Annotated in this window: 24 protein-coding genes and 3 pseudogenes; 12 read left to right on the top strand and 15 right to left on the bottom strand. The window is 68.8% G+C overall.

Annotated features, from left to right (window positions below; translation table 11 throughout):
* Positions 1 to 2 precede the first annotated feature (2 nt).
* Both ACGFML_RS13410 and ACGFML_RS13405 read right to left on the bottom strand, forming a co-directional pair.
* Complete coding sequence (locus tag ACGFML_RS13410; protein ID WP_393543105.1) at positions 3 to 737, bottom strand: SDR family oxidoreductase; 735 nt, start codon at positions 735 to 737, stop codon at positions 3 to 5.
* Positions 734 to 1,000, bottom strand: coding sequence for an Atu4866 domain-containing protein (locus ACGFML_RS13405; RefSeq protein WP_393543103.1), 267 nt, complete (start codon positions 998 to 1,000; stop codon positions 734 to 736). Before ACGFML_RS13405 ends, ACGFML_RS13410 begins: the two co-directional genes overlap by 4 nt.
* 155 nt (positions 1,001 to 1,155) lie before the next feature.
* Here ACGFML_RS13405 and ACGFML_RS13400 point away from each other — a divergent pair, with 155 nt between their 5' ends.
* Both ACGFML_RS13400 and ACGFML_RS13395 read left to right on the top strand, forming a co-directional pair.
* Complete coding sequence (locus tag ACGFML_RS13400; RefSeq protein WP_393543102.1) at positions 1,156 to 2,004, top strand: helix-turn-helix domain-containing protein; 849 nt, start codon at positions 1,156 to 1,158, stop codon at positions 2,002 to 2,004.
* Between the two features lie 20 nt (positions 2,005 to 2,024).
* Positions 2,025 to 2,561 carry an FABP family protein gene (locus ACGFML_RS13395; protein ID WP_393543100.1) on the top strand — a complete coding sequence of 179 codons (537 nt, stop codon included), beginning with the start codon at positions 2,025 to 2,027 and terminating at the stop codon, positions 2,559 to 2,561.
* Positions 2,562 to 2,690: 129 nt separating this feature from the next.
* On the opposite strand, the gene ACGFML_RS13390 is transcribed toward ACGFML_RS13395, so the two are convergent.
* The 4 genes from ACGFML_RS13390 to ACGFML_RS13375 all read right to left on the bottom strand — a co-directional run bounded on the left by ACGFML_RS13390 (position 2,691) and on the right by ACGFML_RS13375 (position 6,436).
* The gene (locus ACGFML_RS13390; RefSeq protein WP_393543098.1) at positions 2,691 to 3,215 is read right to left on the bottom strand and encodes a hypothetical protein; all 525 of its coding nucleotides are present in this window, start codon (positions 3,213 to 3,215) and stop codon (positions 2,691 to 2,693) included.
* Between the two features lie 14 nt (positions 3,216 to 3,229).
* Positions 3,230 to 3,874, bottom strand: coding sequence for a hypothetical protein (locus tag ACGFML_RS13385; RefSeq protein WP_393543096.1), 645 nt, complete (start codon positions 3,872 to 3,874; stop codon positions 3,230 to 3,232).
* A gap of 501 nt (positions 3,875 to 4,375) precedes the next feature.
* A complete protein-coding gene (gene gap / locus ACGFML_RS13380; protein WP_393543095.1) occupies positions 4,376 to 5,374 on the bottom strand; it encodes a type I glyceraldehyde-3-phosphate dehydrogenase in 999 nt (332 codons plus the stop codon).
* Between the two features lie 105 nt (positions 5,375 to 5,479).
* A complete protein-coding gene (locus tag ACGFML_RS13375) occupies positions 5,480 to 6,436 on the bottom strand; it encodes a GlxA family transcriptional regulator (RefSeq protein ID WP_393543093.1) in 957 nt (318 codons plus the stop codon).
* A gap of 123 nt (positions 6,437 to 6,559) precedes the next feature.
* On the opposite strand from ACGFML_RS13375, the pseudogene ACGFML_RS13370 reads away from it, so the two are divergent.
* Positions 6,560 to 6,713 (top strand): annotated as a pseudogene (locus ACGFML_RS13370) (polyprenyl synthetase family protein); the annotation flags it as partial.
* Between the two features lie 68 nt (positions 6,714 to 6,781).
* On the opposite strand, the gene ACGFML_RS13365 reads toward ACGFML_RS13370, so the two are convergent.
* Positions 6,782 to 7,186 carry a hypothetical protein gene (locus ACGFML_RS13365; RefSeq protein WP_393543091.1) on the bottom strand — a complete coding sequence of 135 codons (405 nt, stop codon included), beginning with the start codon at positions 7,184 to 7,186 and terminating at the stop codon, positions 6,782 to 6,784.
* 404 nt (positions 7,187 to 7,590) lie between these two features.
* Between ACGFML_RS13365 and ACGFML_RS13360 the strand changes: the two genes are divergently transcribed.
* The 3 genes and pseudogenes from ACGFML_RS13360 to ACGFML_RS13350 form a co-directional block, all read left to right on the top strand.
* A complete protein-coding gene (locus ACGFML_RS13360) occupies positions 7,591 to 7,989 on the top strand; it encodes a hypothetical protein (protein ID WP_393543089.1) in 399 nt (132 codons plus the stop codon).
* A gap of 73 nt (positions 7,990 to 8,062) precedes the next feature.
* Complete coding sequence (locus tag ACGFML_RS13355) at positions 8,063 to 8,839, top strand: hypothetical protein (protein WP_393543087.1); 777 nt, start codon at positions 8,063 to 8,065, stop codon at positions 8,837 to 8,839.
* A gap of 32 nt (positions 8,840 to 8,871) precedes the next feature.
* Positions 8,872 to 9,370 (top strand): annotated as a pseudogene (locus ACGFML_RS13350) (transposase); the annotation flags it as partial.
* Between the two features lie 16 nt (positions 9,371 to 9,386).
* Here the strand turns inward: ACGFML_RS13350 and ACGFML_RS13345 are convergent.
* Positions 9,387 to 10,019, bottom strand: coding sequence for a LysE family transporter (locus tag ACGFML_RS13345; protein WP_393543086.1), 633 nt, complete (start codon positions 10,017 to 10,019; stop codon positions 9,387 to 9,389).
* A gap of 128 nt (positions 10,020 to 10,147) precedes the next feature.
* On the opposite strand from ACGFML_RS13345, the gene ACGFML_RS13340 reads away from it, so the two are divergent.
* The gene (locus tag ACGFML_RS13340) at positions 10,148 to 11,116 is read left to right on the top strand and encodes a LysR family transcriptional regulator (RefSeq protein ID WP_393543760.1); all 969 of its coding nucleotides are present in this window, start codon (positions 10,148 to 10,150) and stop codon (positions 11,114 to 11,116) included.
* Between the two features lie 278 nt (positions 11,117 to 11,394).
* On the opposite strand, the gene ACGFML_RS13335 is transcribed toward ACGFML_RS13340, so the two are convergent.
* Positions 11,395 to 11,673, bottom strand: a complete 279-nt coding sequence (locus tag ACGFML_RS13335; protein WP_393543084.1) for a hypothetical protein — start codon at positions 11,671 to 11,673, stop codon at positions 11,395 to 11,397.
* A gap of 336 nt (positions 11,674 to 12,009) precedes the next feature.
* On the opposite strand from ACGFML_RS13335, the pseudogene ACGFML_RS13330 reads away from it, so the two are divergent.
* From ACGFML_RS13330 to ACGFML_RS13320, 3 genes and pseudogenes are all read left to right on the top strand, one after another.
* Positions 12,010 to 12,408, top strand: a pseudogene (locus ACGFML_RS13330) (NUDIX domain-containing protein); the annotation flags it as partial.
* Positions 12,409 to 12,548: 140 nt separating this feature from the next.
* Positions 12,549 to 13,004: a hypothetical protein gene (locus ACGFML_RS13325; RefSeq protein WP_393543082.1), complete on the top strand. Its 456-nt coding sequence runs from the start codon at positions 12,549 to 12,551 to the stop codon at positions 13,002 to 13,004.
* Positions 13,005 to 13,103: 99 nt separating this feature from the next.
* On the top strand, positions 13,104 to 13,574 hold the full coding sequence (locus ACGFML_RS13320; protein ID WP_393543080.1) for an SUKH-3 domain-containing protein: 471 nt from the start codon (positions 13,104 to 13,106) through the stop codon (positions 13,572 to 13,574).
* A gap of 83 nt (positions 13,575 to 13,657) precedes the next feature.
* On the opposite strand, the gene ACGFML_RS13315 is transcribed toward ACGFML_RS13320, so the two are convergent.
* The 5 genes from ACGFML_RS13315 to ACGFML_RS13295 all read right to left on the bottom strand — a co-directional run bounded on the left by ACGFML_RS13315 (position 13,658) and on the right by ACGFML_RS13295 (position 19,298).
* Entirely contained in the window at positions 13,658 to 14,080 is a 423-nt protein-coding gene (locus ACGFML_RS13315) for a DUF6193 family natural product biosynthesis protein (protein ID WP_393543078.1), read from the bottom strand.
* 520 nt (positions 14,081 to 14,600) lie between these two features.
* A complete protein-coding gene (locus tag ACGFML_RS13310) occupies positions 14,601 to 16,124 on the bottom strand; it encodes an aldehyde dehydrogenase family protein (RefSeq protein ID WP_393543077.1) in 1,524 nt (507 codons plus the stop codon).
* A gap of 355 nt (positions 16,125 to 16,479) precedes the next feature.
* On the bottom strand, positions 16,480 to 17,748 hold the full coding sequence (locus ACGFML_RS13305; protein WP_393543075.1) for a GAF domain-containing protein: 1,269 nt from the start codon (positions 17,746 to 17,748) through the stop codon (positions 16,480 to 16,482).
* Between the two features lie 72 nt (positions 17,749 to 17,820).
* Positions 17,821 to 18,798 (bottom strand): DUF6114 domain-containing protein, encoded by a 978-nt coding sequence (locus ACGFML_RS13300; protein ID WP_393543073.1) that lies wholly within the window; start codon positions 18,796 to 18,798, stop codon positions 17,821 to 17,823.
* On the bottom strand, positions 18,789 to 19,298 hold the full coding sequence (locus ACGFML_RS13295; protein ID WP_393543759.1) for a DUF6230 family protein: 510 nt from the start codon (positions 19,296 to 19,298) through the stop codon (positions 18,789 to 18,791). Before ACGFML_RS13295 ends, ACGFML_RS13300 begins: the two co-directional genes overlap by 10 nt.
* A 238-nt stretch (positions 19,299 to 19,536) precedes the next feature.
* Here ACGFML_RS13295 and ACGFML_RS13290 point away from each other — a divergent pair, with 238 nt between their 5' ends.
* On the top strand, positions 19,537 to 20,193 hold the full coding sequence (locus ACGFML_RS13290) for a TetR/AcrR family transcriptional regulator (protein WP_393543071.1): 657 nt from the start codon (positions 19,537 to 19,539) through the stop codon (positions 20,191 to 20,193).
* Positions 20,194 to 20,345: 152 nt separating this feature from the next.
* On the opposite strand, the gene ACGFML_RS13285 is transcribed toward ACGFML_RS13290, so the two are convergent.
* Entirely contained in the window at positions 20,346 to 21,629 is a 1,284-nt protein-coding gene (locus tag ACGFML_RS13285; protein ID WP_393543069.1) for a glycoside hydrolase family 18 protein, read from the bottom strand.
* A 352-nt stretch (positions 21,630 to 21,981) separates the two neighbouring features.
* Here ACGFML_RS13285 and ACGFML_RS13280 point away from each other — a divergent pair, with 352 nt between their 5' ends.
* Positions 21,982 to 23,190 (top strand): acyl-CoA dehydrogenase family protein, encoded by a 1,209-nt coding sequence (locus ACGFML_RS13280; protein ID WP_393543067.1) that lies wholly within the window; start codon positions 21,982 to 21,984, stop codon positions 23,188 to 23,190.
* Positions 23,191 to 23,267 lie beyond the last annotated feature (77 nt).

The following is a 23,267-nucleotide window of genomic DNA, read 5'->3' as shown; positions in this document are numbered from 1 at the left end:
GGCTACTGAGCGCCGGCGGCGGGGCGGACCACGATCTCGTTCACGTCCACCTCCGGGGGCCGCGTGATGGCGAAGGCGACGGCGTCCGCGATCGCGGACGCGGGGATGGCCACCGAGCGGTAGGCCCTCATGTCCTCGCGGGCGCGCGGGTCGGCGATGGAATCGGCCAGTTCGGACTCGGTGACCCCCGGGGAGACGACGGTGACCCGGACGTCGCCGGCCGACTCCTGACGCAGCCCCTCGGAGATGGCGCGCACGGCGAACTTGGTCGCGCAGTACACCGCGGCGGTGGGCACCACTTCGTACGCGCCGACCGAAGCGATGTTCACGAACTGTCCGCCACCCTGCTGCCGCATGACCGGCAGGGCCGCGGCGATGCCGTGGAGCACACCGCGGACGTTCACGTCGATCATCCGGTCCCACTCGTCGGTCCGCAACGCCGCGAGCGGCGAAAGCGGCATCACCCCGGCGTTGTTGACCATCACGTCCACCCGCCCCCAGCGCTCTCGAGCGGCCGACACGAAGTCCCGCACATCGGCGGCGTCCGTGACATCGAGCCGCTGGAACACCGCGGTACCGCCCTCGGCGGTGATCCGCTCCACCAGCTCCTCGAGACGGTCGGTGCGGCGCGCGCCCAGGAGCAGCCGGTGACCGTCGGCGGCCAGCCGGCGGGCGGTCGCCTCACCGATCCCGCTGCTCGCCCCGGTGATCAGAACGATCTTGGCAGCCTCCGTCATGACGACTTCTCCTCCCGGTAGAGCACGAGGTGCTCGTGGTGGAGCACTCCGTCCCGGATGTCGCCCGTCGCGCCGAACCCGGTGTCGTCGACGTAGTCCAGGTGGCTGCCGGTCACCGTGTACCGGCCCGTGTACGCGCTGCGCCGCTCGCCGCGGGCTTCGTCGTAGCGACCGTCCGGCAGCAGCTCCTGACGGATGTGACCGTCCGCGGTCACCCACATCCCGACCACGTCGACGTGGTCGCCGTCAGCGGTCCCGGCCATGGCGGACTCCTCTCCTCGGTTGGTGCGGTTCTGTCCCCGCGCCACCGAGTCTGGGCAGTTCAGCGGCCGTCGACCAGGACGTGTGCTGCCTGGGTGCGGCACACCCGGGCAGCACACCGATCCACCGCCCACGGGACAGCCCTTAGCCTGAACGCATGGACGACAGCCACTTGGGAGACTTCCTGCGCGCACGCCGCGCCGGCCTGCAGCCGCAGGACGTCGGCATGGCGAGCCACGGGGCCCGCAGAGTCGCCGGACTGCGCCGCGAGGAGGTCGCCGTCCTGGCCGGAGTGAACGCCGACTACTACACCCGCCTGGAACAAGGGCGCGAGCGCAACCCCTCACCCCAGGTACTCGACGCCCTCAGCCGCGCGCTGCGCCTCGACACGGATGCCCGAGCGCACGTGTACCGGCTGGCCGGAGCCACACCGAGCGACCAGCCGCCCGGCCACGCCGCCGAGCGGGTCAGTCCCGCGCTGCACCAGTTGATGGACGGCTACCCGCACACCCCGGCCTTCGTCCTGAGCCGGACCCTGGACCTTCTCGCCGCCAACGCCCTGGCCGATGCCCTCCACACCCCGTTCGGGGCGGCGGACAACCTGGCCCGCATGACCTTCCTCGACCCCGCGGGCCGAAGCTTCTACACGGACTGGAACCGGGCCGCCCGGGCCACCGTCGCCCACCTGCGCCAGGCAGCCGGCTTCGACCCGGACAACCCGCGGCTCCGCGAACTCGTCCGCACCCTCACCGAGCACAGCGCTGACTTCACCCGCCTCTGGAACACCCACACCGTGCGCGGCAAGACTCAGGACGCCAAGGACCTTCTCCACCCGGACGTCGGCCCCCTCACTCTCACCTACCAGTCTTTCGACGTACGCGACGCCCCGGGCCAGCAGCTCGTCATCTACCACGCCGAATCGGGCAGCCCCAGCGCCCAGGCCCTCCATCTCCTCGGCTCCATCCACGCCACCCGGCGCCAGGCCGAACCCCGTTCCGCTCGTTAGGAGGCTGGATACTGATCACCATGCGTACCGACTTTGATCCCGAAGCCCTGCAACCGAACGAAGCGCCCGCACCGCACGCACTGCTCGCCCCGCTGATCGGGTTCCTGGGCACCTGGGTCGGCCGGGGGCGCGGCGAGTACCCGACGCTCGCCGAGGAGTTCACGTACGCGCAGGAGGTCACCTTCAGCCACGACGGGCGTCCCTTCCTCCAGTACGAGACGCGCGCCTGGCTGCTCGACGCGGACGGCACCCCGCTGCGGCCGTCGGCCCGGGAGAGCGGCTGGTGGCGGATGCAGCCCGAGGGGGGTGTGGAAGCCTTGATCACCCAGCCCACCGGCATCGCGGAGATCCTGGTCGGCCGTGCCGACGACGGCGCGGCCGACCTCAGCACCCACCAGGTGGCTCTCACCCCCACCGCCAAGGAGGTCAACGCCACCCGGCGCCGCTACACCCTGACCGACGAGGACACGCTCCACTTCGTCCACGACCTCGCGGCGGTCGGTCAGCCGCTGCAACACCACCTCTCGGCAGACCTTCGACGCGCGGCCAGAAGCTGAGGGCTGTCCCGCAGGTGTGGTGTCAACGGGCCTTGTTCCGAGCGGGCCGAGCGGGCCGAGCGGGCCGAGCGGGCCGAGCCGAAGGTGCCTGACGGGCCCACCTGCCCGTGCCGTAGAGCGCGGCTCGCATCACACCCAGCCGGCGATGTTCGGGTCGCGCTCGATCAGCTCGGTGATGCCGGCCTGCTGCGCCCGTGCGATCCGGGCGGCATCTGCTTGCGCACGCTCCGGGGCGAACTTCTCCCAGTTCGCGGGCTGCATGAACAGCATGGCGTTGCTGCCGGGAACCACCATGACGCCGCCGAAGTGCGGATCACCGGCGAACCAGGCGCCGCCGTCCTCGGCACCCTTGGGCCAGCGCCGCACCGTCGTGGCGTTGACGGCCCGCATACGGGGGGCGCCGTGCCGGCCGCGGCTGGAGAGTTTGATCGTGTGAATGGTGCCGAGGTACTTCCACTCGTCCCCGTTCCTGTCTCCCTCCTTCCTCTCCACTCGCGTTCGGTATTCGAGCGGATAGGTGTGCAGGACCTTCCGGCACACGTTCAAGCGCCGCCCATGGCCGACCCGGAGCGCCAGAAAGATGAGCAACCACATCCCGACCGGGATGGGCAGCACCAGGAAGAAGGTGTTCGGCGCACCTAGTGAGTTCAACACGAACGGCAGCGCCATCAAAGAGATGGCGAGGGCGAGGCGTCCGGCGACATGCGGCTCCGGCTCTCCGCCTCTGCGCCGGCCTCGCTGCCGGACAGGGACGGATCGGTGAGGCTCAGCGTAGGTGCGACGCCGAGCGGAAACCTCCGGAAACCTCTGCCGGCTCCACGGCGGAAGTCGCCATGGTGCGCTGCGGGTGTGGAGCCACCGGGCGTGGGGAAGCGGCTCCCGCCGTGGACGGGAGCCGCAGGGGCGTCAGACGTGTGTCCGGCGCCGTTTGTGTGTCCGGCTTCGTGATGGCTGAAGCGCATCAGGGCGAGGACGGCGTCGAGTTCGTCGCCTTGGTGCGGATCGTCGGCCATGCGATTGCGCCCGCGGGTGCCGCAGCCGGTGCATTGGTGGACGATCATGTAGCCCTTCGCGGAGTGGCGCTCGACGGCATCGGAGGCGCAGGGTTCCGTTCGCTCTCCCCCTGCCAGAACAGGGGCCGCAGGCTTGACCGGGGAGTGACGCGGTTCACCGCCGTTGTGGGTGGCGATTACTTCCGGCTCCAGCTTCACCAGAGTGCGCTTGCCACTCTGGATCCGGACCACGACTGGGTTTGCTTGTTTGTCCCAGTCACTGTCACGCGGGTGTTCCACGTGCCGCCGGTAGGTGTCCATCCAGTCTCACTGCCGTCGGCGTCGTCCCCCGTCAGGCAGCACCAGCAGCGGCATGCTTCATCGTGATCACGCCACCTCCTTGATCTTCCGGGGCTCCGCCGCCTGTCGGGGTGGGCTGCGGAGTCTTTCCATCTTACGTATGCGGGAGCCGGACATCGTCTGGAAGTGCGCTTGTCAGGCGGCTTGTGGCTTGTGGCTTGTGTGAGGAGTGGGGCACTGGACCGGAAGCAGACCGGAACTCCTGGTCGGAAGCGGGATTCCCGTGGGAGGTAGGGGGAGTTGCCGTGTCACCACCGGGCTTCTCGGATACCGGACGCGCCCCGCCCCGAGCGACACCCTGACCGTGGACCTCGCCCGCCTCAACCAGGCGGAACGCACGCTGCGCTCCCACCATGCGGCCGAGCAGCGGGAGGCTGCCACCATCATCGCCTCAACCAGAGCGCCCAAAGGAAGTGCCGGCCGGCGCGGTCGCCGGTGGCGGGGCACCCCCCCGGTGTCCGGTCAGCGGGTGGCGAGGAACTCGAGCGTGTCGATCACCCGGTTCGAGAAGCCCCACTCGTTGTCGTACCAGGCGACCACCTTGACGTGGCGGCCGTCGACGCGGGTGAGGGCCGAGTCGAAGATCGCCGAGGCGGGATTGCCCGTGATGTCGGACGACACGAGCGGGTCATCCGAGTACTCGAGTACGCCGGCGAGCGGCCCCTGTGCCGCGGCGCGGTATGCCGCCAGCACGTCCTTGCGCGTCACGTCGCGAGCGACGGTCGTGTTGAGTTCGACGATCGATCCCACCGGAACCGGCACGCGGATCGAGTCGCCCGACAGCTTGCCGTCGAGCTTCGGCAGCACGAGACCGATCGCCTTGGCAGCGCCTGTCGTGGTCGGCACGATATTGACAGCAGCGGCGCGGGCGCGGCGGGCGTCGCGGTGCGGACCGTCCTGCAGGTTCTGCTCCTGCGTGTAGGCGTGCACCGTCGTCATGAAGCCGTGCTCGATGCCGGCAAGATCGTCGAGCACCTTGGCCAGCGGGGCAAGCGCGTTGGTCGTGCACGAGGCGTTCGAGACGATCGTGTGCACGGAGGGGTCGTACGCGTCGGTGTTGACCCCGAACGCGAGGGTGACATCGGCGCCGTCTGCCGGCGCGCTGACGAGTACTCTTTTCGCGCCCGCGTCGATGTGGGCGCGGGCGGCCGTGGCCGACGTGAAGCGGCCGGTCGCCTCAAGCACGATGTCGACGCCGAGCTCGGCCCACGGCAGCTGCGCCGGTTCGCGCTCCGCCAGCACCGTGATCCGACGGCCGTCGACGACGAGGGCGTCCCCGTCGACGGTCACCGGGCGCCCGAGCCGGCCGGCCGTGCTGTCGTAGGCGAGCAGCCGGGCGAGAGTGGCGGGCTCCGTCAGGTCGTTGACGGCGACGACCTCGAGGGCGCTGTGGCGCTCCAGCAGTGCGCGCAGCACATTGCGTCCGATGCGGCCGAATCCGTTGATGGCGATGCGAGTCATGAGTGATGTCCCTTCCCTTCCACACCAGGCTCGCCCGCGGCCGGCGCCGCTGACAGTGGCGGGATCGCCATGGTTCAAAAGGATCCCGCCATGCGGTGCCGGGCGTTACTCGCCCCGGGTGAAGGTGCGCCGGTACTCGCTCGGTGTGGTGCCGAGGATGCGCTGGAAGTGCAGGCGCAGGTTCGCGCCGGTGCCGAGCCCGATGTCGGCGGCGATCCGTTCGACGCTGCGCTGCGAGCGCTCGAGCAGTTCGCGGGCCAGGTCGATGCGGGCGCGCATCACCCACTGCATCGGCGTGCAGCCGGTCTCCTCGACGAAGCGTCGGGAGAACGTGCGCGGCGAGACCCCCGCCTGCAGCGCCAGTATGTCGAGGGTGAGGGGCTCGCCGAGCCGGTGCAGCGCCCACTCGCGGGTGGCGGCGAACCGCTCGCCGAGCGGCTCGGGGATGCTGCGCGGCACGTACTGGGCCTGGCCGCCGCTGCGGTAGGGGGCCGCAACCAGACGCCGGGCCGCGTGGTGGGATGCGGCCACTCCGAGGTCGCCGCGCAGGATGTGCAGGCACAGGTCGATGCCGGAGGCGGCGCCGGCCGAGGTGAGCACGCTGCCCTCGTCGACGAACAGCACGTTCTCGTCGACCTGGACGAGTGGATGCCTGGCCACGAGTGCCCGCGTGTAGTGCCAGTGCGTCGTGGCGCGCCGGCCGTCGAGCAGGCCCGTGGCGGCGAGCGCGAAGGCACCCGTCGAGATGGCGGCGAGCCGGGCGCCCCGATCATGGGCGGCGATCAGCGCATCGACGACGGCCTGCGGCGGGTCGTCGCGGTCCGGGAACCGGTAGCCGGGGACGAAGACGATGTCGGCCCACGCAAGCGCGTCGAGGCCGTGGGCGACGGAGTACGCGAGGCCGTCGCCGCCGGTCACGAGACCGGGTGTCGCCCCGCACACCCGGACCTCGTACGGGATGCTCGCGCGGGTCGTGAACACCTGCGCAGGAATTCCGACGTCGAGCGGTTTCGCGCCCTCGAGGACAAGGACGGCGACGCGATGCAGGCGGGGTGCAGGCACAGGAAGAGGTTACGTGGGGCGTGACGTCGCTCCGCCCGCTGGCCGGACCGGGCAGACGACACGCGGCCAGGCTGTCTTCCACGTTGCGGTCCACCGCTCGTGCCACTCGTCGCCCGCCGGTGCGCCTTGACCATCGCCCGCTACAAGACCGTCAAGTACACCGTCGAGCGCCCGCTGCACCTGGGCGCCGCCCTCGCCGGAGCAGGATCGTCACGTCGCCTTGCCGGCCTTCGCCCTCCCGGTCGGCGGGGCCTTCCCATTACGCGACGACCAGTTGAACCACGACAGGCTGTGAAGGCAACGCACGCCGCCGGCGCCGTGGACGCCGGGCGGCGACGATGCTGATCAACAACCGGTGTTGTGCAGACCCGGCGTCTCGAAGTTGCCCTGGTCCGCAACGGAAAGGAGACCGTAGATGGTGCTGCAGCCCAGGTTCTGGTTCTTGAACTTGTATGTCTTCGTGTCTCCCTTCTTGACCGTGTACGCGTTGCTGACGTGCTTCGTGTTGCCCTTCCGGTAACCGAACTTCACGGTCACCGGGGAGCCACCGGTCTTCCCGTACACGACGTTCACGGTGTGGCCGCCGTCGATGATGCCCACACAGAGCGAACCGTTGGAGAGCGAGGTGCAGGAGGGGCCCGCGTTGCGGACCGCAGCGGCCGACTCGGCGGCCGACGCCGGAGCCGCCAGGCCCGCGGCGGCGAGGAGGGAGGCGGTGGCTATGACGCCGGCCCGAGTGTGGTTGCGCATGGGGAGAGTCCTCTTCCTGCAGGTAACTGTGTTGATCATCGGCTAGGTTACCCAGGCGAAAATGAGGCCGACAAGTCGGATAGGCACTGAAAAATCGGACTCCCGTATTCCGGGTGCGTCATGAGATTCCGCGGCGCCATGGACAACCTCGCTCTGTCATCGCGCGCCCTGGCCGGCTCCCGCGCGAGCTGCTCGGACCGCACGCGGAGTCACCGCTCGGCACCTGCTGACGGGTATATGGCCGGTTCAGGCGCCCTTCTTCCGACATGGCCGGGACCAGAAATTCGTCGGTCAGCCACTGTCGAACGCCGTGCCCGGCATCATCAACGAAATCGTCCGCCCTGACATCACCCAGACCCTCTTCCAGATTCATGCGTTCGCCAAGAAACGCGCAGATCGTCCTCATGGGCTACCCGCCCCTGATCTCCAACGACGGATCCTGCCTCAGCTTCAGCGTCCTGGGTCTTCCCCTCATCGGCCTGACCTCTGAGTCGACCGCGTGGCTCAACGGCACTGCCGCCGCCCTGGCCGGCGCCATGCAGGGCGCAGCCGACGACGCCAAGGAGCAGGGCGTTCCCGTCTGGTTCTCCAACCCCACAAAGGACTTTGAGGGCCAAGCAGTATGCGGCGACCCCGAACAAGTGCATGGGATCGTGAAAACCCTTACCGCATCCGATGGCCCGGCTGTGGACTTCCCTCTCCTCAACAGGTATGGCCTGTCCGCCCAGTTGCTCCACCCCAAGATCGGAGGAGCGCGCCTCTACGCGAACTCCCTCGAGCGCACTCTGAGGACGGGCAAGTAGCGACGTCCATCGGCGAGTGTGGGGGCGCCTCAAACAGGCACGCCGTGCTGCGCCTCGTTGCCACAATGACCGCATGACTGTGAAGCAGACACAGAACGCCGCGACCGTCTTACGCAACGCCGCGAAGCGCCTCTTCGGCCTCGTCTCTGTCCTCCTCATCTTCGCTGTGACCGCCTGCTCCTCCCAAAACCGCGCTACCAGTCCCAAAGAGGTACGCAGACTCGCCGGAAGCCGACAGGCCAAAGAGGCCCGGGACAAGGCCGAAGAGCGCCTTCGTTCCATCGCGGATGCCTACGACAGGAAGACCCCTCTCGCCCTGGCCCTGGTCACGGTCGATGACCTTTGCAAAGGCGGAGCAGCGAAAGAGTGGTTCTTCCAGACCGGCGACGACCAGTACAAGATCCGCTGTTCCCTGAGCCTCACCGCCTACTACGGAGCCGACCCGCAAGACATCGCAGACGTTCTCGACGGAGTCTTCACCGCTGGCGACCACTACGGAGGCTCGGCGGATGCCATCCCGTTCAACCATGACGACCACCGCAGGAGACTTGTCAGCTACTACCGCGGCCACGGACCGAACCCGGACGGCGCGCATGTGACGGAGCCTTCAGTGCTGTTCAGGTCTTCGCAGAAGTTGTCATGGGACACCGTACGCAGCAGCAAGCGGCAACTGGTGCCGGAGCCCCGTCCATGCATGAAGAGCGATCCGCCGGTCACTCGGTGCCTGCACGAGCCGGCACAGAAGCAGATCGCCGACATACGTAAGCAGTATGGAATGGTGTTCAAGCTCGAACTATCGGCTGATAGTTATTATAAAATGTCTAAAAAGGGCGAAGTTCTTAGCGGTTAGAGAGTCCCGCAAGCGCATCGCCCGCGCAGGAGCGACGCTGCTCTTCCCGCCCCGGCTATCACCAGCCGCGATCGGTGACGACCGTGGCCGGGGCGGTCGAGGTGAAGGCGCCGCTGGTGAACGACAAGCGCGTCAACGAGGCGACGGGTGAGCGCAAGCAGTTCTCCTCGACGCTCCTGCCGCCGTGGTGCCGCAAGTCCCCGAAGATCAGCGAGGTGTTGGTGCTGCTCTACCTGCACGGCCTGTCCTCGGGGGACTTTGTGCCCGGCCTCGAGCAGCTCCTCGGCTCCTCGGCCGGCCGGTCCCCGGCCACCGTGACCCGCCTCACGCAGCAGTGGCAGGCCGACCACAAGGCTTTCGGCGAGCGCGACCTGTCCGCCACGGATTACGTCTCTCCACCAAGGATGCTGGGTCCACAAAACGGCCGACTGCCTCGACAGCCTCCCGAAGTCGGCCCAGCCCGCGGCGAAGAAGGCCATCCAGGACATCTGCAACGCCGAGGACAAGGAGCATGCGGCCGCCGCGGTCAAGGAAGAGCCCCGTTCGTTCAGTCGGTCACAACGACACTTGTCGCAAGGCCTGCGATAAGCAGGCTGGAAAATACGGCTGTGATGAAGCGACCACGCTGGCTGGTGAGGAAACGGCCGAGCACAGCACCCCCGCCGGCCAGCAGTAGCTGCCAGCTCGCGGAAGCCAACACGATGGCGGTTACGTAGACACGCGCCTGCCAAGGTGTCTGGTCGTCTTGGGCCTGCCGCCCCAAGACCAGCGCAACGAAGTAGATGGCTGGCCAGGGGTTGAGTGCTGTGAGCCCGAAGAACGTGAGACAGGCACGGAACGGACGGAGGTCGGATTCGTTGCTGTGCGTTTCCTCGCCAACGCCCGTCCGCTGCTGCCTCATGGCCTGTACCGCTATCCGAATAGCCATGCCGACGAGGATCACCGAGGCGGCCCACCGCAAGGGGGTGGAAACTGGAGCGAGAGTGGATGCGACGGCGTTACCGCCGACTACTGCTGCAACCGCATAAAGAGCGTCCGCAGTAGTCGCACCAATCGCCGCAGCGGCTCCGTTCCTGAAAGACGTCCGGGCGGTCATGTTGATCATCAGGACGGCGACTGCGCCGACAGGTACGGCTAGGCCATAGCCCGCCCACAGGCCGGAGAGAATCGAGTCGATCATGGCGCTGCGGGGGTCGGGCGCGAGTTCTGACGGTTGGTCTTGGCCGGCTCCCAGCCGATATCCCTGTGGTAGGAAACGGCAGGGCGAAGTTGAGTGATCATCATGTGATCAGTCTCCGTGTTACGTTCATGTGGGTCTATCGAAGAATTTTCAACAGTATCGTTCGGATGGTGCGCATGATTGACAGTCGACTGCGGACGCTCCGCGTACTGAGAGAGACGGGCACGATCACCGCCGCAGCTGAATCTCTTCACCTGACTCCGTCCACCGTTTCTCAGCAACTCCGCCAGTTGTCAGCCGACCTTGACATCACGCTCCTGGAGCCAGTGGGCCGCAAGGTGAAACTGACGCCCGCCGCGTACACGCTGCTCGAACACGGCGACCGCCTCTTCACTCAGTGGGAACGCGCGATGTCCGACCTGGCTGCGCACCGTGAAGGGCTCGCCGGCCACCTGCGAATCTCGGCCGTCGCCAGCGCGCTGGCCGCCCTGGTGGCTCCGGCAGTCACCGAACTCGCGCAGCAATACCCGCACATGACTCTCCACGTCGGAGAGGATCCTGAGGAGGATCGGTTCCAGCTCCTGCTGGCCAGAGAGATTGACGTAGCTGTCACCATTCCGGCAACCGGAACCCCATCGCCCGATGACGAACGCTTCGAACAGCATGCTCTCCTTGAAGAACCGCAGGACCTCCTCGTGCCACAGGAGCACCCCATCGCGAGGAATGGGTCCGCTGAGTTGACCGAACTCGCGGAAGCTCGCTGGCTGCGTGCAGGGGACCCACGCGATCAGCACCAACTGCTCCTTACGGCATGCGCCGCCGCTGGCTTTGTGCCCCGTGTGACCCACAATGCGGTGGATTGGTTTGCCGTTTCGGCCCTCGTTGCGAGCGGTCTGGGTATCTGTCTCATCCCAAGACTGGCGCCAATCCCGGAGGGGCTCGCGGTGACCCGAGTACCCCTGCGAGGTGAAACGCGACCCACCCGTCAGATCGTCGCCTGCGTACGCCGGGGCAGCAGCGACCAAGGCGCAATCGGCCGCGGACTTACCGCACTGCGCTCGACGGCCTCCAGGTGGGCCGCCGAGCACAGCGGCTGATGCCTCAGGCTGGCTGCACATCTGCCTCGGCCGGCGTCTCGACATGCGAGGCAGGGCGATGCCCGGCACTCCGTCGAGGGCGTACTTCGGATCCGGCCCGACAGCGGCTACACGGGGGTCGGCTTCGAGCAACTCAATGATCAGGTCCCGCAGCTCGTCGCAACGCGTGACCTACCAACGAGGCCACAGCATCGAAGTTCGGATCACCAGGTACTGACGGCATCGCGTATCGAATTGTCGTGAATAGGCTGCACTGGCGGTGTGTTCCCGTGCAGCTGTCAGATGCTCGTGAGATCCACCCATACCCACGGTTCGTGGTGCCACGAGCGCACTTCGCCGATGACCAGTTCGACGGTTGTTCCCACCGGCGGGAGGTCCTGCGCAAGAAGCCTCACGCCTGGCTCGCTGCCGCGGCGGATGGTGTCGAGTGAAGCGCCGACTGGCTCGTATTCGTTGAGCTTCGCCGTGATACCCCATGGCTGGTGGCTAGTAATGGTCGCTTGGACGGGATCACCCGGGTGAAGCTCACTGAGGGGCCGCTTCGGCTTGTCTGACATGGCAGCATCATCTCTCCCTGTCATCACCAGCAGGGCGCCGGCCTTCGGGATCAGAAACACGCACTGAGCTGTTTCAGAGTGGCCACTGATCGGGTGACGCCGGCGGTGGGCGCAATGCACGAGCCTCTCGTGCCGTTGGGGGAGGTGTTCGACGTCTCAACCCACAGGTACAGAAGTCCCGTTGGTTCCGTATGTTGCCGCACTCAACCTGCCCCACGCCTGGTCGAGTGCGGTGCACGGACGCCACCCTGCGCGACCGTACGGCCGGAAAACAGGACTGCAATCAGGACGACGGCATGGCCAACGTCCCCGGCCGGCTGACACGGCTCCGCACCAATTTCGGCAAAGTCGCCGCCGCTGACCCCACAGGCGTCATCATCGACAGGGACGACAACACCCCCGCCCAACTCGCCGACATCACCACCGCCTACCTCACGGAAGCGAGCCCATGCCCCAGCTTCAGGACGCCTCCGTGGTCGTCGTCCGCACCAAAGACGGCCGGGTGGCCGGTCTGTCCTCCCGCAGCGCCGAACACGGGGAGATTTTCCTTCCCGGTGGCCGGCGCGATCCGGGGAGACTCCCGAGGGCTGTGCGCGGCGGGAGCTGAAGGAAGAGGCCGGGGTCGAGGCCACCCGGTGGCAGCATCTCGGCACCTACACGATCACCCTCGGAAGCAACGCCCGCCTGTCGCTGTTCCTCGCCTCACACCTCACGCTCGGACCACAGGAACTCAACGACACCGAAGAGGACTTCAAGCTGTCCTGGTGTCCGATGAACGAGGCGATCCAGGCCGCGCAGGACAGCCGGCTACACCTTCCCGGCGGTCCCCTCGCCCTGCTGCTCGCCGACCGCACCCAACCCAAAGGAGTACCGGAATGCTGAAACGTACGGGAACTGTCGTGGCCGCTGCTGCCGTTGCCGCACTTGCCCTCCCCGCCGACGCCCACGCCGCCGCCATCGCCTGCGGCGGGTCCGTCTCGACCCAGGGCATCTCCGGTAACGGCTGTATCAGTGCGGAGCGGTGGAAGGACGGCCACGTCTTCATGCGCAACATCACCGCGCACACGGTCCTGACGAATACGCGCCCGCACGCCTCCGGGGTCGAGTACGAGGCGTACTTCCGCGTCGTCTCGGGCGGTCACTGGGTGAAGATCGGCAACGGGCGTACCGTCGTCCAGCGACGGTCCACGGTCGGCCCCATCGCCATCGGCAACACGGACCGCGTCTGCGGCCCGGTCAACGTCAAGGTCGAGATCCGCGTCCATGTCAGGCCCGCAGGGGGCGCCTGGTCCAACTGGAGCAGCGCCGCGACCTCCCAGTGCCAGACCTGACGCTGCCGGACCTGAGCCTCAGCACACGCAGCGCCCCCGCCTCCGCGACCAGGAGGACGGGGGCGCTCGTGGTTTCTGCGGAGGAATTAACCTCGCGCTGTGAGCAACGCAATGCCCAAGGAATCTCAACGCCAGGAAATAGACACTCGTCCACCCGGCGTGTGTGCTGAACCTCGGATGTTCACCTCACTGGACATCGGTGAAGCCTGCCAGCGGTACACCGAAGACGGGTACGAGGTCACTGACCAGCTCCGAGAATTCCTCGAGAGCCATGGCGAGCTCACCATGTTCCTGAAGTTCCAGACGTCGGAGATGGAGCTCACGACATCCGTTGAAAGGACTCTGAAGAGCACACACGCCACGCCCCGGAACGTTCGAATCTTCGCCAAAGAGCTTGGTCGGCCAGTCTCGCTGGTCGGCACCGCATTCGTGACCGAGGAAGCTGTGCTGCTGGCGGAGAACGGCGACGTCCTGTTTGCCGGTGACGCTGGATACCAGCGGATTCGGAATGGCTTCGAGAATGCAGTACGGGCGCTCATCACGGGCGACTGGGACAAGGCATTCTTCTGAGAACCGGCGCCGTCCCTGGTGGCTCTTGCCATTGGGGACCGCCACTCGTTCCCCATCTACGGTTGGAGTACTAGGCCCCGTCTTCAAAGGCGCTCATGGAGCTGCTTCCACGAAGTCAGCCGGCCTCCTCTACCTGCTGTCTCGTGCGCCCTCGTAGGCGGCCAGTTCCTCTGCACTACCGATGAAGGCCGGCCGCAGTGCGTTGGCAGGCGATCGATGACCATCGTTACTGCGGCTTGCGCGTTGTCCGTCTCGGCGATCCGCGGGCTGGTTCGGCTCGGCCCTTCGACGTGGTACCGGCCGTCTCCCAGTGTGCCGATGTAAGGGATGTCCCAGGTATGGCGGATCTCCGTGCACCTGCTGAAGTGCAGCTCCCACATGCCGGTCCAGGGGTAGAGCTGACGAAGCAGCGGCTCGGCTTGCGCCACCCGCACCAGCTCGGCAAACGGAGCGAAGAGCGGCGATTCCTCCGGTCGGCGAGGTTCACCCGCAGTGGCCAGGATCATAGAGAGTTTCGGTGTCGCGCACGAATGGACGTCTGTTCCGCGATGCTGCGGGAAACCACGTCGATACCTCCGCTTACGGCATCACATGGGGACGTGCGCGTGAGGCCGCACTGACTCTCGACGAACACGCTCTTGATCTGGCGAAACGTCCCTACGACCTGTGCCACGCAGGGATCTCGTTCTGGCTTGCCTCCGGTGTCGACCCAGCGGAGTGTGCGCGCCGCGCCGGACAGAGTATCCAGGTCCTCCTCCGCTACTACGCCAAGTTCCTGGCCGAGGCGCGGAACCATGCCAACAGTCTGATCGAGGAGTCGATGCGTCGGTGGGAGGGGCGTGACGGCAGTGCCGGAGGGTACGTGAGTCGGGCCTCGGCCCGGAAATGCCCCGGAACAGCTGGTCAGAGGTGGGACAGCGGAGGGATGTATCAGGAGTTACTCCGCACTTCACTCCGTGGCTCAGATGGACGCCAGGAAGGACGCCTGCCAGGTAAAACACCTGGTCAGGCGCCCTTCCTGGGCGTCTAGAAGAACCCCAGCTTCTTCGGGGAGTACGACACCAGCAGGTTCTTCGTCTGCTGGTAGTGGTCCAGCATCATCTTGTGGTTCTCCCGGCCGATCCCGGACTGCTTGTAGCCGCCGAACGCCGCGTGGGCGGGGTACGCGTGGTAGCAGTTGGTCCACACCCGGCCGGCCTGGATGGCGCGGCCGGCTCGGTAGGCGGTGGAGCCGTCCCGTGTCCAGACGCCCGCGCCCAGCCCGTAGAGCGTGTCGTTCGCGATGCCGATCGCGTCGTCGAAGTCGGAGAACGGGGCGACCGCCAGCACCGGGCCGAAGATCTCCTCCTGGAAGACGCGCATGTCGTTGTTGCCCTCGAAGATCGTCGGGCGGACGTAGTAGCCGCCCTCCAGCTCCCCGCCCAGCTCCGCCCGGGAGCCGCCGGTCAACACGCGGGCGCCCTCCTTCTGGCCGATGTCCAGATAGGAAAGGATCTTCTCCAGCTGGTCGTTGGACGCCTGGGCGCCGATCATGGTGTCGGTGTCCAGCGGATGCCCCTGGACGATCTTCTCCGTACGGGCCACACCGGCGGCCAGGAAGTCCTGGTAGTGGCCGCGCTGGAGCAGCGCCCGGGAGGGGCAGGTGCACACCTCGCCCTGGTTGAGCGCGAACATGGTGAAGCCCTCGAGCGCCTTGTCCTGGAAGTCGTCCCCCTGGGCGGAGACGTCGTCGAAGAAGATGTTGGGGCTCTTGCCGCCGAGTTCGAGAGTCACCGGCCGCAGATGTTCGGACGCGTACTGCATGATCAGTCGTCCGGTCGTGGTCTCGCCGGTGAACGCGACCTTGGCCACGCGCGGGCTGGACGCCAGCGGCTTGCCGGCCTCCGCGCCGAAGCCGTTCACGATGTTGACCACACCGGGCGGCAGCAGATCCGCGATCAGGCTCATGAGGAAGTGCACCGAGGCGGGGGTCTGTTCGGCCGGCTTGAGGACCACGGCGTTGCCGGCAGCCAGCGCCGGCGCGAGCTTCCAGGTCGCCATCAGGATCGGGAAGTTCCAGGGAATGATCTGGGCGACGACGCCGAGCGGCTCGTGGAAGTGGTACGCGACCGTGTCCTCGTCGATTTCCGACAGGGTGCCCTCCTGGGCGCGTACGGCGCCCGCGAAGTAGCGGAAGTGGTCGATGGCCAGCGGAATATCGGCCGCCAGCGTCTCCCGTACGGGCTTGCCGTTCTCCCAGCTCTCCGCGACGGCCAGTTCTTCCAGATGCGTCTCCATCCGGTCGGCGATCTTGTTGAGGACGGCGGCGCGCTCCGCGGCCGAGGTGCGCGCCCAGCCGGGCGCGGCCGCGTGTGCCGCGTCCAGGGCGCGCTCCACGTCCTCCGCGGTGCCGCGCGCGACCTCGGTGAACGGCTGCCCGTTGACCGGGGTCGGGTTCTCGAAGTACCGGCCCAGCGCGGGCGCCACGAACTCGCCGCCGATCCAGTGGTCGTAGCGGCTCTGGTAGCTCATGACGGCATCGGCGGAACCCGGGCTGGCGTAGCGGGCCATGGGGCGGCCTCCCAATCGTTCTCGACGCGGTGCCCGCCGCTCCCGTGCGACGGGCGTTGCGCGCAGGGTAGGGCGGCGAAGGTTGCCGGAACGTTGCGCGGGGGACGGCGGACGGTGGCGCCCGGCGTGTCCGCCGAAAGTCCGTCGGACAGCCGTCGGGACAGCCCTCGGACGGCCGTCGGACAGCCGTCGGACAGCGCTCGGACGGCGGTCGGAAATCCGTGGGAGAGCCGTGGGAGAGCCGTGGGAGAGCCGTGGGAGAGCCGTGGGAAAGCCGTGGGGGCGGGCCACGGATACGAGCACTCCGGCCCGGTGGATGCGTCGCCACCACCGGCCGGGAGGCGTCCGGTATGCGTTAACAGGACGGGGTTTCGTCCGGCAGTCCGTACGCCGCCCGCAGCCGCCCGGCCGCGGCGAGTGGGGCGGTACGCGCCGGTGAGCGCTCCGGCAGGGCGTCTACCAGAGCCTCCCAGACCTCCAGGTCGTGCTCGCCCCACGGCATCCGCGACCACTGGCGCAGCAGCTCGGATTCGCGGGAGCGGAGCAGGGCGCGCCGCAGCCGATCCTCCAGCGCCGCGCGCAGCCGCCGTACCCCGGGTGCCTCCGACGTCGGCAGCAGCGGCCCGAGGTAGGTGTCCAGCGCTGCCGTGAGGTCACCGGCGGCCAACTCCACCTCCACTGCGGTGAGATCGGTCTCGACCGGCCGGTTCAGGCGATAGGGCCGCGAGCCGAGCAGCGGGCCCACCAGCTGCCGCAGTCGGGAGAGCTCGGCCCGCAGCGTGACCGGACGCACCTCGCGCTCGCCGTACAGCAGCACGGCGAGCTGGTCTCCCGTCAGTCCCGCGGGGTGCTGGGCGAGCAGCACCATGATCTCGCTGTGCCGGCGGCCCAGACGCTGCCGTTGTCCGTCGAGGACCAGCAGCGCCTCGTCCCGCCCCAGCGCCGTCAGGCAGACCGTGCCTGCCGTCGCCGCTGCGGAGAGGTGCGCCTCGGCGGCGCGAGCGGTGGCCTGCACCAGGGCCAGGCTGTGCGGGCTCGCCAAGTGGTCGCCGCCGGTGATGTCGACCGCACCCAGCAGCCGCCCGGTCCGCAGGTCGTGGAGCGGTGCCGCGGCGCAGGTCCAGCGCTGTACCTGCCGGTTGTAGTGCTCCGCCGCGAAGATCTGGACGGCGTGATCGGCGGCGAGCGCGGTGCCCGGCGCATTGGTGCCGGCGTGCCGTTCGTCCCAGCGGGCACCGACGACGAAGTTCATCCGCTCGGCCTGGCGTTGTACCCCGGCGTGGCCCTCGACCCAGAGCATCCGCCCCTGCGGATCGCAAACGGCCATCAGATGCGCGCCGTCCTGTGCGATGGCGCCCAGCAGCTCCCGGAAGACGGGCATCGCGCGCGCGAGCGGATGGCGCTCGCGGTAGGCGTGCAGCGCGGCCTCGTCCAGCTCGATGGGTGCCGCGCCGTCCGATGCGGCCCGCGCCCGTGCCGAGCGGCGCCAGGAGTCCGCGACCACGCTCCGCACCGGTGGGTCCACGGTCGCGCCGGCCAGGAACGCCTCATGGGCACGCCGTACCGTCCGGGTGTGCGCCTGGGGGTCGGCGCCCGACTCCAGCGCCAGCCAAGGATTGACCACTGTCACCTCTTCGCTACGATCCGCCCCTGCACGCCGATGGTGCTCGTACCGGGCGGGGCCGTAAACCCCGCGTCACGTACGGGTACCGCTCCGGCCGCCGGCTCGCAGCCGCAGTCCGTCCGCGACGATCAGGTCCGAGGTGACCAGTGCCTGCTCGGCCTCGACGTCGGTCATGAAGACGAACGGTGGGACGACCGGCGGCACCGGCAGCGTGTCGGGGGTGAAGGTGAGGCAGAGCACGCCTTCCAGGCAGCCGCTGAACTTGGTGAGGTAGAGGGTCACGGCGCCGTCGAGCTGCAACGAGTCGGCGTCCAGGGTGAGTTCGGGGGCGCCGTCGCGGGTGGTGAGGCGATAGTCGGTGAGCGAGGCCGCCTTCATCCTCAGCACCATCGCCTTGATCGGGCCGTTGGCCGTCGGCACCTCGGTCACACCGGCGAGGGTGAAGCCCTGCGGCGCGAACATCGTCGTCCGCACGGTCGGCGGGCGTGGCGGCGCCGGGATTCCGGCCGCGCCGGCTTTCTGTGCCGGGGTCCCGACGGCCGCCAGCAGCGCGAGGGGCAGGCCGACGGCGAGGGCCTTGCTGCCGGTGCCGCGGGCGGGGGAGGGCGCGGTGCCGTCCGCGGTCCCGGTGCCCTCGGCCGCTTCCCGCGACGCGGTCCAGCCGAACCCCATCGCGCTGCCCGCGATCCCCAACCCCATGCCCACCAGGAAGCCGCCGAGGTTGGTCGCGGCGAACGAGAGCACCGAGAGGATCAGCGCGTTGATGCTCACGTAGTGGTGCGCGGACGGGGCGCACCACAGGAAGACCCCCGCCACCATCAGCGCCAGCCCGATGCCGAGCGCGGCCAGTCCGCCCAGACCCAGGCTCACCAGTACGGTCAGCGGCGACAGCGGGACCAGCAGCAGTTCCGCCCCGCCGAGCACCAGCAGCAGCCCGGCCCAGAACGGCCGGGTCCGCCGCCAGCGCCGCAGCCCCGCCCGCCGCTCGGGCCAGGGCAGCGTCCGCTCCAGGCGGGCTCCCCAACGGGCCCGGCGCGCGCTCAGAAGCACTTCGTGCCGTCCAGGCTTACGCTCACCCGCAGGCCCTTGAGGCGGAAGTTGCCGCCGGTCGCCGACCAGGCGTGCGACCTGACCCCGGCGACCTCGATGTCCCCGGCCTGGAGTCCGAACTTCCCCCGCGGGCCCCTGACGCCCGGCACGGCGTCGAGCGAGGCGGCGTCGCGGCCGATCTGCGCCGTACCGAAGCGCGCGTCGCCCACCAGGTCCTCGCCGTCGATGACCAGGCTGTCCGCGGTCACCGTGCCGGCCCGGCCGCCCGCCGTCAGTTTGAACACCACCGTGCCGACGGGCGTGGAGACCTGCGCGGACTGGCAGATGTCGGCGAGGGTGGCCTTGCCGATGCCGAGCAGCGCGACGGGGTGGCCCGCGCCGTCCGCGTCGCGGTCGGTGTGTACGTACGAGGAGAGGCCGCTGCTGGTCAGCTTCCTCGAGGACACCTGGAAGTGGGTGCCGGAGACAGCGAAGGAGGCGGCCAGCACCCCCTCGGCCATCACTGTCGCCAGCGCGCCCACCGCGAGCACGGCGGGCAGCGCCACCACGGCGGTCTTCTTCCAGGAGGTTCGCCCCTCGGGCGATGTGCGGGTCGTAGAGCTCACTGCGTCCTCCCCGGGGCAGCGGTCGAATGCGCGAGGGAAGTGCTGGAGGGCGCCGCCGCGGAAGCGCGGCCGCAGGTTATGACGTTCTGTCATACTGCCCAAAACTCTTGGTAGTTGGAGACTAGGGCTGGTTTTGAATAATAGTCAACAGCGCGGACGGGGCGGCTCCCCGGGCGCCCGCGGCACCGCGCGTTCCCAGGCGCGTCACGCCGAACTCATAGCCACCGGACGGCGGTTGTTCGCCGACACCTCCTACGACGCGCTGTCCATGGACGACATCGCCCGCGAGGCCGGCGTGGCCAAGGGCCTGATCTACTACTACTTCACCAACAAGCGCGGCTACTACCTTGCGATCATCGAGGACGCGGTGGCCCAGCTGGTCGAGCGGGCGGGCAGCACCCACGACCTCCCGCCCGTCGAACGCGTCCAGCGCACCGTCGACGGCTATCTGCGCTACGCCCAGCACCATCAGGCCGCCTACCGCGCGATCGTCACCGGCGGCGTCGGCTTCGACACCGAGGTGCTGGCGATCCGCGACACCGTGCGCGCCCGGCTGCTCGCCACCATCGCGCTCGGGGCATGGGGTCGTGCGGACGTCCCGGCGCTCGCCCGCACGGCCCTGACCGGCTGGCTCTCCAGCGTCGAGGGCGTCACCCTCGACTGGATCACGGCGCAGGAAGTGCCCCGTGAAACGGTGGTCGCCCTGCTCGTGCGCGGCCTGGGGGACACCCTCCGGCTGATCGAGGAGTACGAGCCCGACTGCCCGGCGCCGCCCCGCCCATCCGCCTGAGCCGGCCCCGCGGCCGTCCCGGGAACGGGAAGGGGAACGGGAGCGGGAACGGAAGCGGAAACGGGAACGGAAGCGGAAGCGGAAACGGGAACGGAAGCGGAAACGGGCGGGAGGCCCTGGAGCCTCCCGCCCGGCCGAGCCGTACTTCCCGGTTACCTGATCGCCTTGATCAGCTCACCGTTGGTGGTGTCGCCGCTCAGCTCCCAGAAGAACGTGCCGCCCATGCCCTGCGCGTCCTTGAAGGCCATCTTGGTGCCGATGGTCTCCGGGGTGTCGTAACTCCACCACTGGTCACCGCACTTGGCGTAGGCGGTGCCGGCCACCTTGCCGGTGGCCGGGCAGCGGGTCTTGAGCACCTTGTAGTCGTCGATGCCCGCCTCGTACTTGCCCGGGGCCGCGCCGGTGGCCGTGCCGCCCGGGGCGTCCTGGGTGACGCCGGACCAGCCGCGCCCGTAGAAGCCGATGCCCAGCAGCAGCTTGTTCGCCGGGACGCCGAGGCCGATGAGCTTCTTGGTGGTGTCGGTGGTGTTGAACCCGGCCTTGGGGATGCCGCTGTACGACTGGAGCGGGGAGTGCGGCGCCGTCGGGCCCTTGGCGTCCCACGCGCCGAAGTAGTCGTACGTCATCGGGTTGTACCAGTCGACGTACTGCGCCGCGCCCGCGTAGTCGGCGGCCTCCAGCTTGCCGCCGGCCGAGGCGTCCGCGGTGATCGCCGCGGTCACCAGATTGCTCTGCCCGAACTTCGTCCGCAGCGACTTCATGACCTTGGTGAAGGCGTCCTTGCCGCTGGTGTCACAGGTCAGACCGCACGCGTTCGGGTACTCCCAGTCGACGTCGATGCCGTCGAAGACGTCCGCCCAGCGCTTGTCCTCCACCAGGTCGTAGCAGGACTGCGCGAAGGCGTCCGGGTTCTTCGCGGCCTCGCCGAAGCCGCCCGACCAGGTCCAGCCGCCGAACGACCAGATCACCTTGAGGTTCGGGTGCAGCTTCTTGAGCTTGCGCAGCTGGTTGAAGTTGCCGCGCAGCGCGCCGTCGTCCCAGGTGTCGGCCTTGCCGTCCACGCTCTGGTCGGCGGTGTACGCCTTGTCGTAGTCGGCGTAGGAGTCGCCGATCGCGCACTTGCCGCCCTGGACGTTGCCGAAGGCGTAGTTGATGTGTGTCAGCTTGGCCGCCGACCCGGACGTCTCGATGTTCTTGACGTGGTAATTGCGGTCGTAGACACCCCAGTTGGTGAAGTATCCGACGACCTTGTCGCCCGCGGCGGCGGGCTTCGCCTCGGCCGCGGCGGCGGGCTTCGCCACGGCCGTGGGGGCGGCGACGGGTTGACCGGCTGCGGCGGCCCCCGCGAACAGCGTGCCGGCCAGCGCCGCCGTACACAGGGCGGTGGCGGTGGCGATCAGCCTGCGCGGCGATCGCCTTCGGTGCGGTCTGAGCATGGTGTCTCCTCGGAGGGGGGCGAGGTGGAGCCTGACCTGCGTTCCGAATTGGCATGAACGCGTTGAACGTTGGGGGAGAAGGTAGAAGGACTAGACCAGTGGGGTCAATGGTTCGGACCAATTTCGTGACCGTCGCGCAGCGGCCGGACCGGTCGCGGCGGGTGTCGCGGCAGGTGATGATCAACCCGTGACGTGAGGCCGCCGATCGGGCATACTCCTAGCGCCACAGCTGCAGGTCATCGCCATCCGAGACCCGGACGGCGATCATCGGCTGGGCATCACGGAAATCGGCGGCGCCGCCTCACCCCGCGCGCACGTCGCCGCAGCGCCCGACAGGGAGGAGAGCGCCGCCATGACCGAGTACGGCCCCCGGCCGGTGGATCGCAAGTTGCCCACCGAGGAAGCCCGCGACCTGCTGACGCTCGTACGCGAACTCATCGAGCGCGAGATCAGGCCGGTGGCCGCCGAGGAGGAGGACGCCGGCCGCTTCCCGCGCGAGACCTTCAGGCTGCTCTCCGAATCCGGACTGCTGTCACTTCCCTACGCCGAGGAGTTCGGGGGAGGCGACCAGCCCTACGAGGTCTACCTCCAGGTCCTCGAAGAGCTCGCGGCCGCCCGGCTCACCGTCGGCCTCGGCGTCAGCGTGCACACCCTCGCCTGCCATGCGGTCGCCGGGTACGGCACCAAGGAGCAGCGCGCCGAACACCTCCCCGCCATGCTCGGCGGCGGCCTGCTCGGTGCCTACTGCCTCTCCGAACCCGCCTCGGGCTCCGACGCCGCCTCGCTGACCACCCGCGCCACCCGCAGCGACGCCGGTGCCTCGGACCCCGGCGGAGCCGGGAGCGAGGGGGACTGGATCATCAACGGCACCAAGGCGTGGATCACCCACGGCGGCGTGGCCGACTTCTACACCGTCCTCGCCCGCACCGGCGCCGGCGGCGCCCACGGCATCACGGCCTTCCTCGTCCCCGGGGACGCCGAGGGTCTCAGTGCCGCGCAGCCCGAGCGCAAGATGGGCATGAAGGGCTCCCCGACCGCCCAGCTGCACTTCGACGGCGTCCGCGTCCCCGACGCCCGCCGGATCGGCGACGAGGGCCAAGGCTTCGCCATCGCCCTCTCGGCCCTCGAATCCGGCCGCCTGGGTATCGCCGCCTGCGCCATCGGTGTCGCCCAGGCAGCACTGGACGAGGGGCTCGCCTACGTCGCCGAACGCCGCCAGTTCGGCCGTCCCATCGGGGACTTCCAGGGCCTGCGCTTCATGCTTGCCGACATGGCCACCCAGATCGAGGCGGGCCGGGCGCTCTACCTCACCGCCGCCCGACTGCGCGACGCGGGGCAGCCGTTCTCCAAGGAAGCGGCGATGGCCAAGCTCTTCTGCACGGACACCGCGATGCGGGTGACCACGGACGCCGTGCAGCTCCTCGGCGGCTACGGCTACACCGCCGACTTCCCGGCCGAGCGCTATATGCGCGAGGCCAAGGTCCTCCAGATCGTCGAGGGCACCAACCAGATCCAGCGCATGGTGATCGCCCGGCACCTGGCGGGACCGGAGTCGCGCTGAGCGGCCGGGTGTGACGGGCCGGGTGCGCCGCCGCGCCCGGCCCGCCCCCCGTCACGACCGGGCCCGGTTCCCGCTCG

Origin of the sequence: Streptomyces sp. NPDC048650, assembly GCF_043199095.1 — a bacterium.
In the GTDB taxonomy this organism is placed as follows: Bacteria; Actinomycetota; Actinomycetes; order Streptomycetales; family Streptomycetaceae; genus Streptomyces.
The sequence above is the reverse complement of the archived record's forward strand: the minus strand, read 5'-3'. Positions and strand labels throughout refer to the sequence as shown.

Bases quoted from the DNA above. Each gene is read 5' to 3' on its own strand.
- ACGFML_RS13410 (WP_393543105.1), bottom strand. From the start codon at position 737: ATGACGGAGGCTGCCAAGATCGTTCTGATCACCGGGGCGAGCAGCGGG.
- ACGFML_RS13405 (WP_393543103.1), bottom strand. From the start codon at position 1,000: ATGGCCGGGACCGCTGACGGCGACCACGTCGACGTGGTCGGGATGTGG.
- ACGFML_RS13400 (WP_393543102.1), top strand. From the start codon at position 1,156: ATGGACGACAGCCACTTGGGAGACTTCCTGCGCGCACGCCGCGCCGGC.
- ACGFML_RS13395 (WP_393543100.1), top strand. From the start codon at position 2,025: ATGCGTACCGACTTTGATCCCGAAGCCCTGCAACCGAACGAAGCGCCC.
- ACGFML_RS13385 (WP_393543096.1), bottom strand. From the start codon at position 3,874: ATGGACACCTACCGGCGGCACGTGGAACACCCGCGTGACAGTGACTGG.
- gap (WP_393543095.1), bottom strand. From the start codon at position 5,374: ATGACTCGCATCGCCATCAACGGATTCGGCCGCATCGGACGCAATGTG.
- ACGFML_RS13365 (WP_393543091.1), bottom strand. From the start codon at position 7,186: ATGCGCAACCACACTCGGGCCGGCGTCATAGCCACCGCCTCCCTCCTC.
- ACGFML_RS13360 (WP_393543089.1), top strand. From the start codon at position 7,591: ATGGGCTACCCGCCCCTGATCTCCAACGACGGATCCTGCCTCAGCTTC.
- ACGFML_RS13355 (WP_393543087.1), top strand. From the start codon at position 8,063: ATGACTGTGAAGCAGACACAGAACGCCGCGACCGTCTTACGCAACGCC.
- ACGFML_RS13345 (WP_393543086.1), bottom strand. From the start codon at position 10,019: ATGATCGACTCGATTCTCTCCGGCCTGTGGGCGGGCTATGGCCTAGCC.
- ACGFML_RS13340 (WP_393543760.1), top strand. From the start codon at position 10,148: ATGTGGGTCTATCGAAGAATTTTCAACAGTATCGTTCGGATGGTGCGC.
- ACGFML_RS13335 (WP_393543084.1), bottom strand. From the start codon at position 11,673: ATGTCAGACAAGCCGAAGCGGCCCCTCAGTGAGCTTCACCCGGGTGAT.
- ACGFML_RS13325 (WP_393543082.1), top strand. From the start codon at position 12,549: ATGCTGAAACGTACGGGAACTGTCGTGGCCGCTGCTGCCGTTGCCGCA.
- ACGFML_RS13315 (WP_393543078.1), bottom strand. From the start codon at position 14,080: ATGATCCTGGCCACTGCGGGTGAACCTCGCCGACCGGAGGAATCGCCG.
- ACGFML_RS13310 (WP_393543077.1), bottom strand. From the start codon at position 16,124: ATGGCCCGCTACGCCAGCCCGGGTTCCGCCGATGCCGTCATGAGCTAC.
- ACGFML_RS13295 (WP_393543759.1), bottom strand. From the start codon at position 19,298: ATGGCCGAGGGGGTGCTGGCCGCCTCCTTCGCTGTCTCCGGCACCCAC.
- ACGFML_RS13285 (WP_393543069.1), bottom strand. From the start codon at position 21,629: ATGCTCAGACCGCACCGAAGGCGATCGCCGCGCAGGCTGATCGCCACC.
- ACGFML_RS13280 (WP_393543067.1), top strand. From the start codon at position 21,982: ATGACCGAGTACGGCCCCCGGCCGGTGGATCGCAAGTTGCCCACCGAG.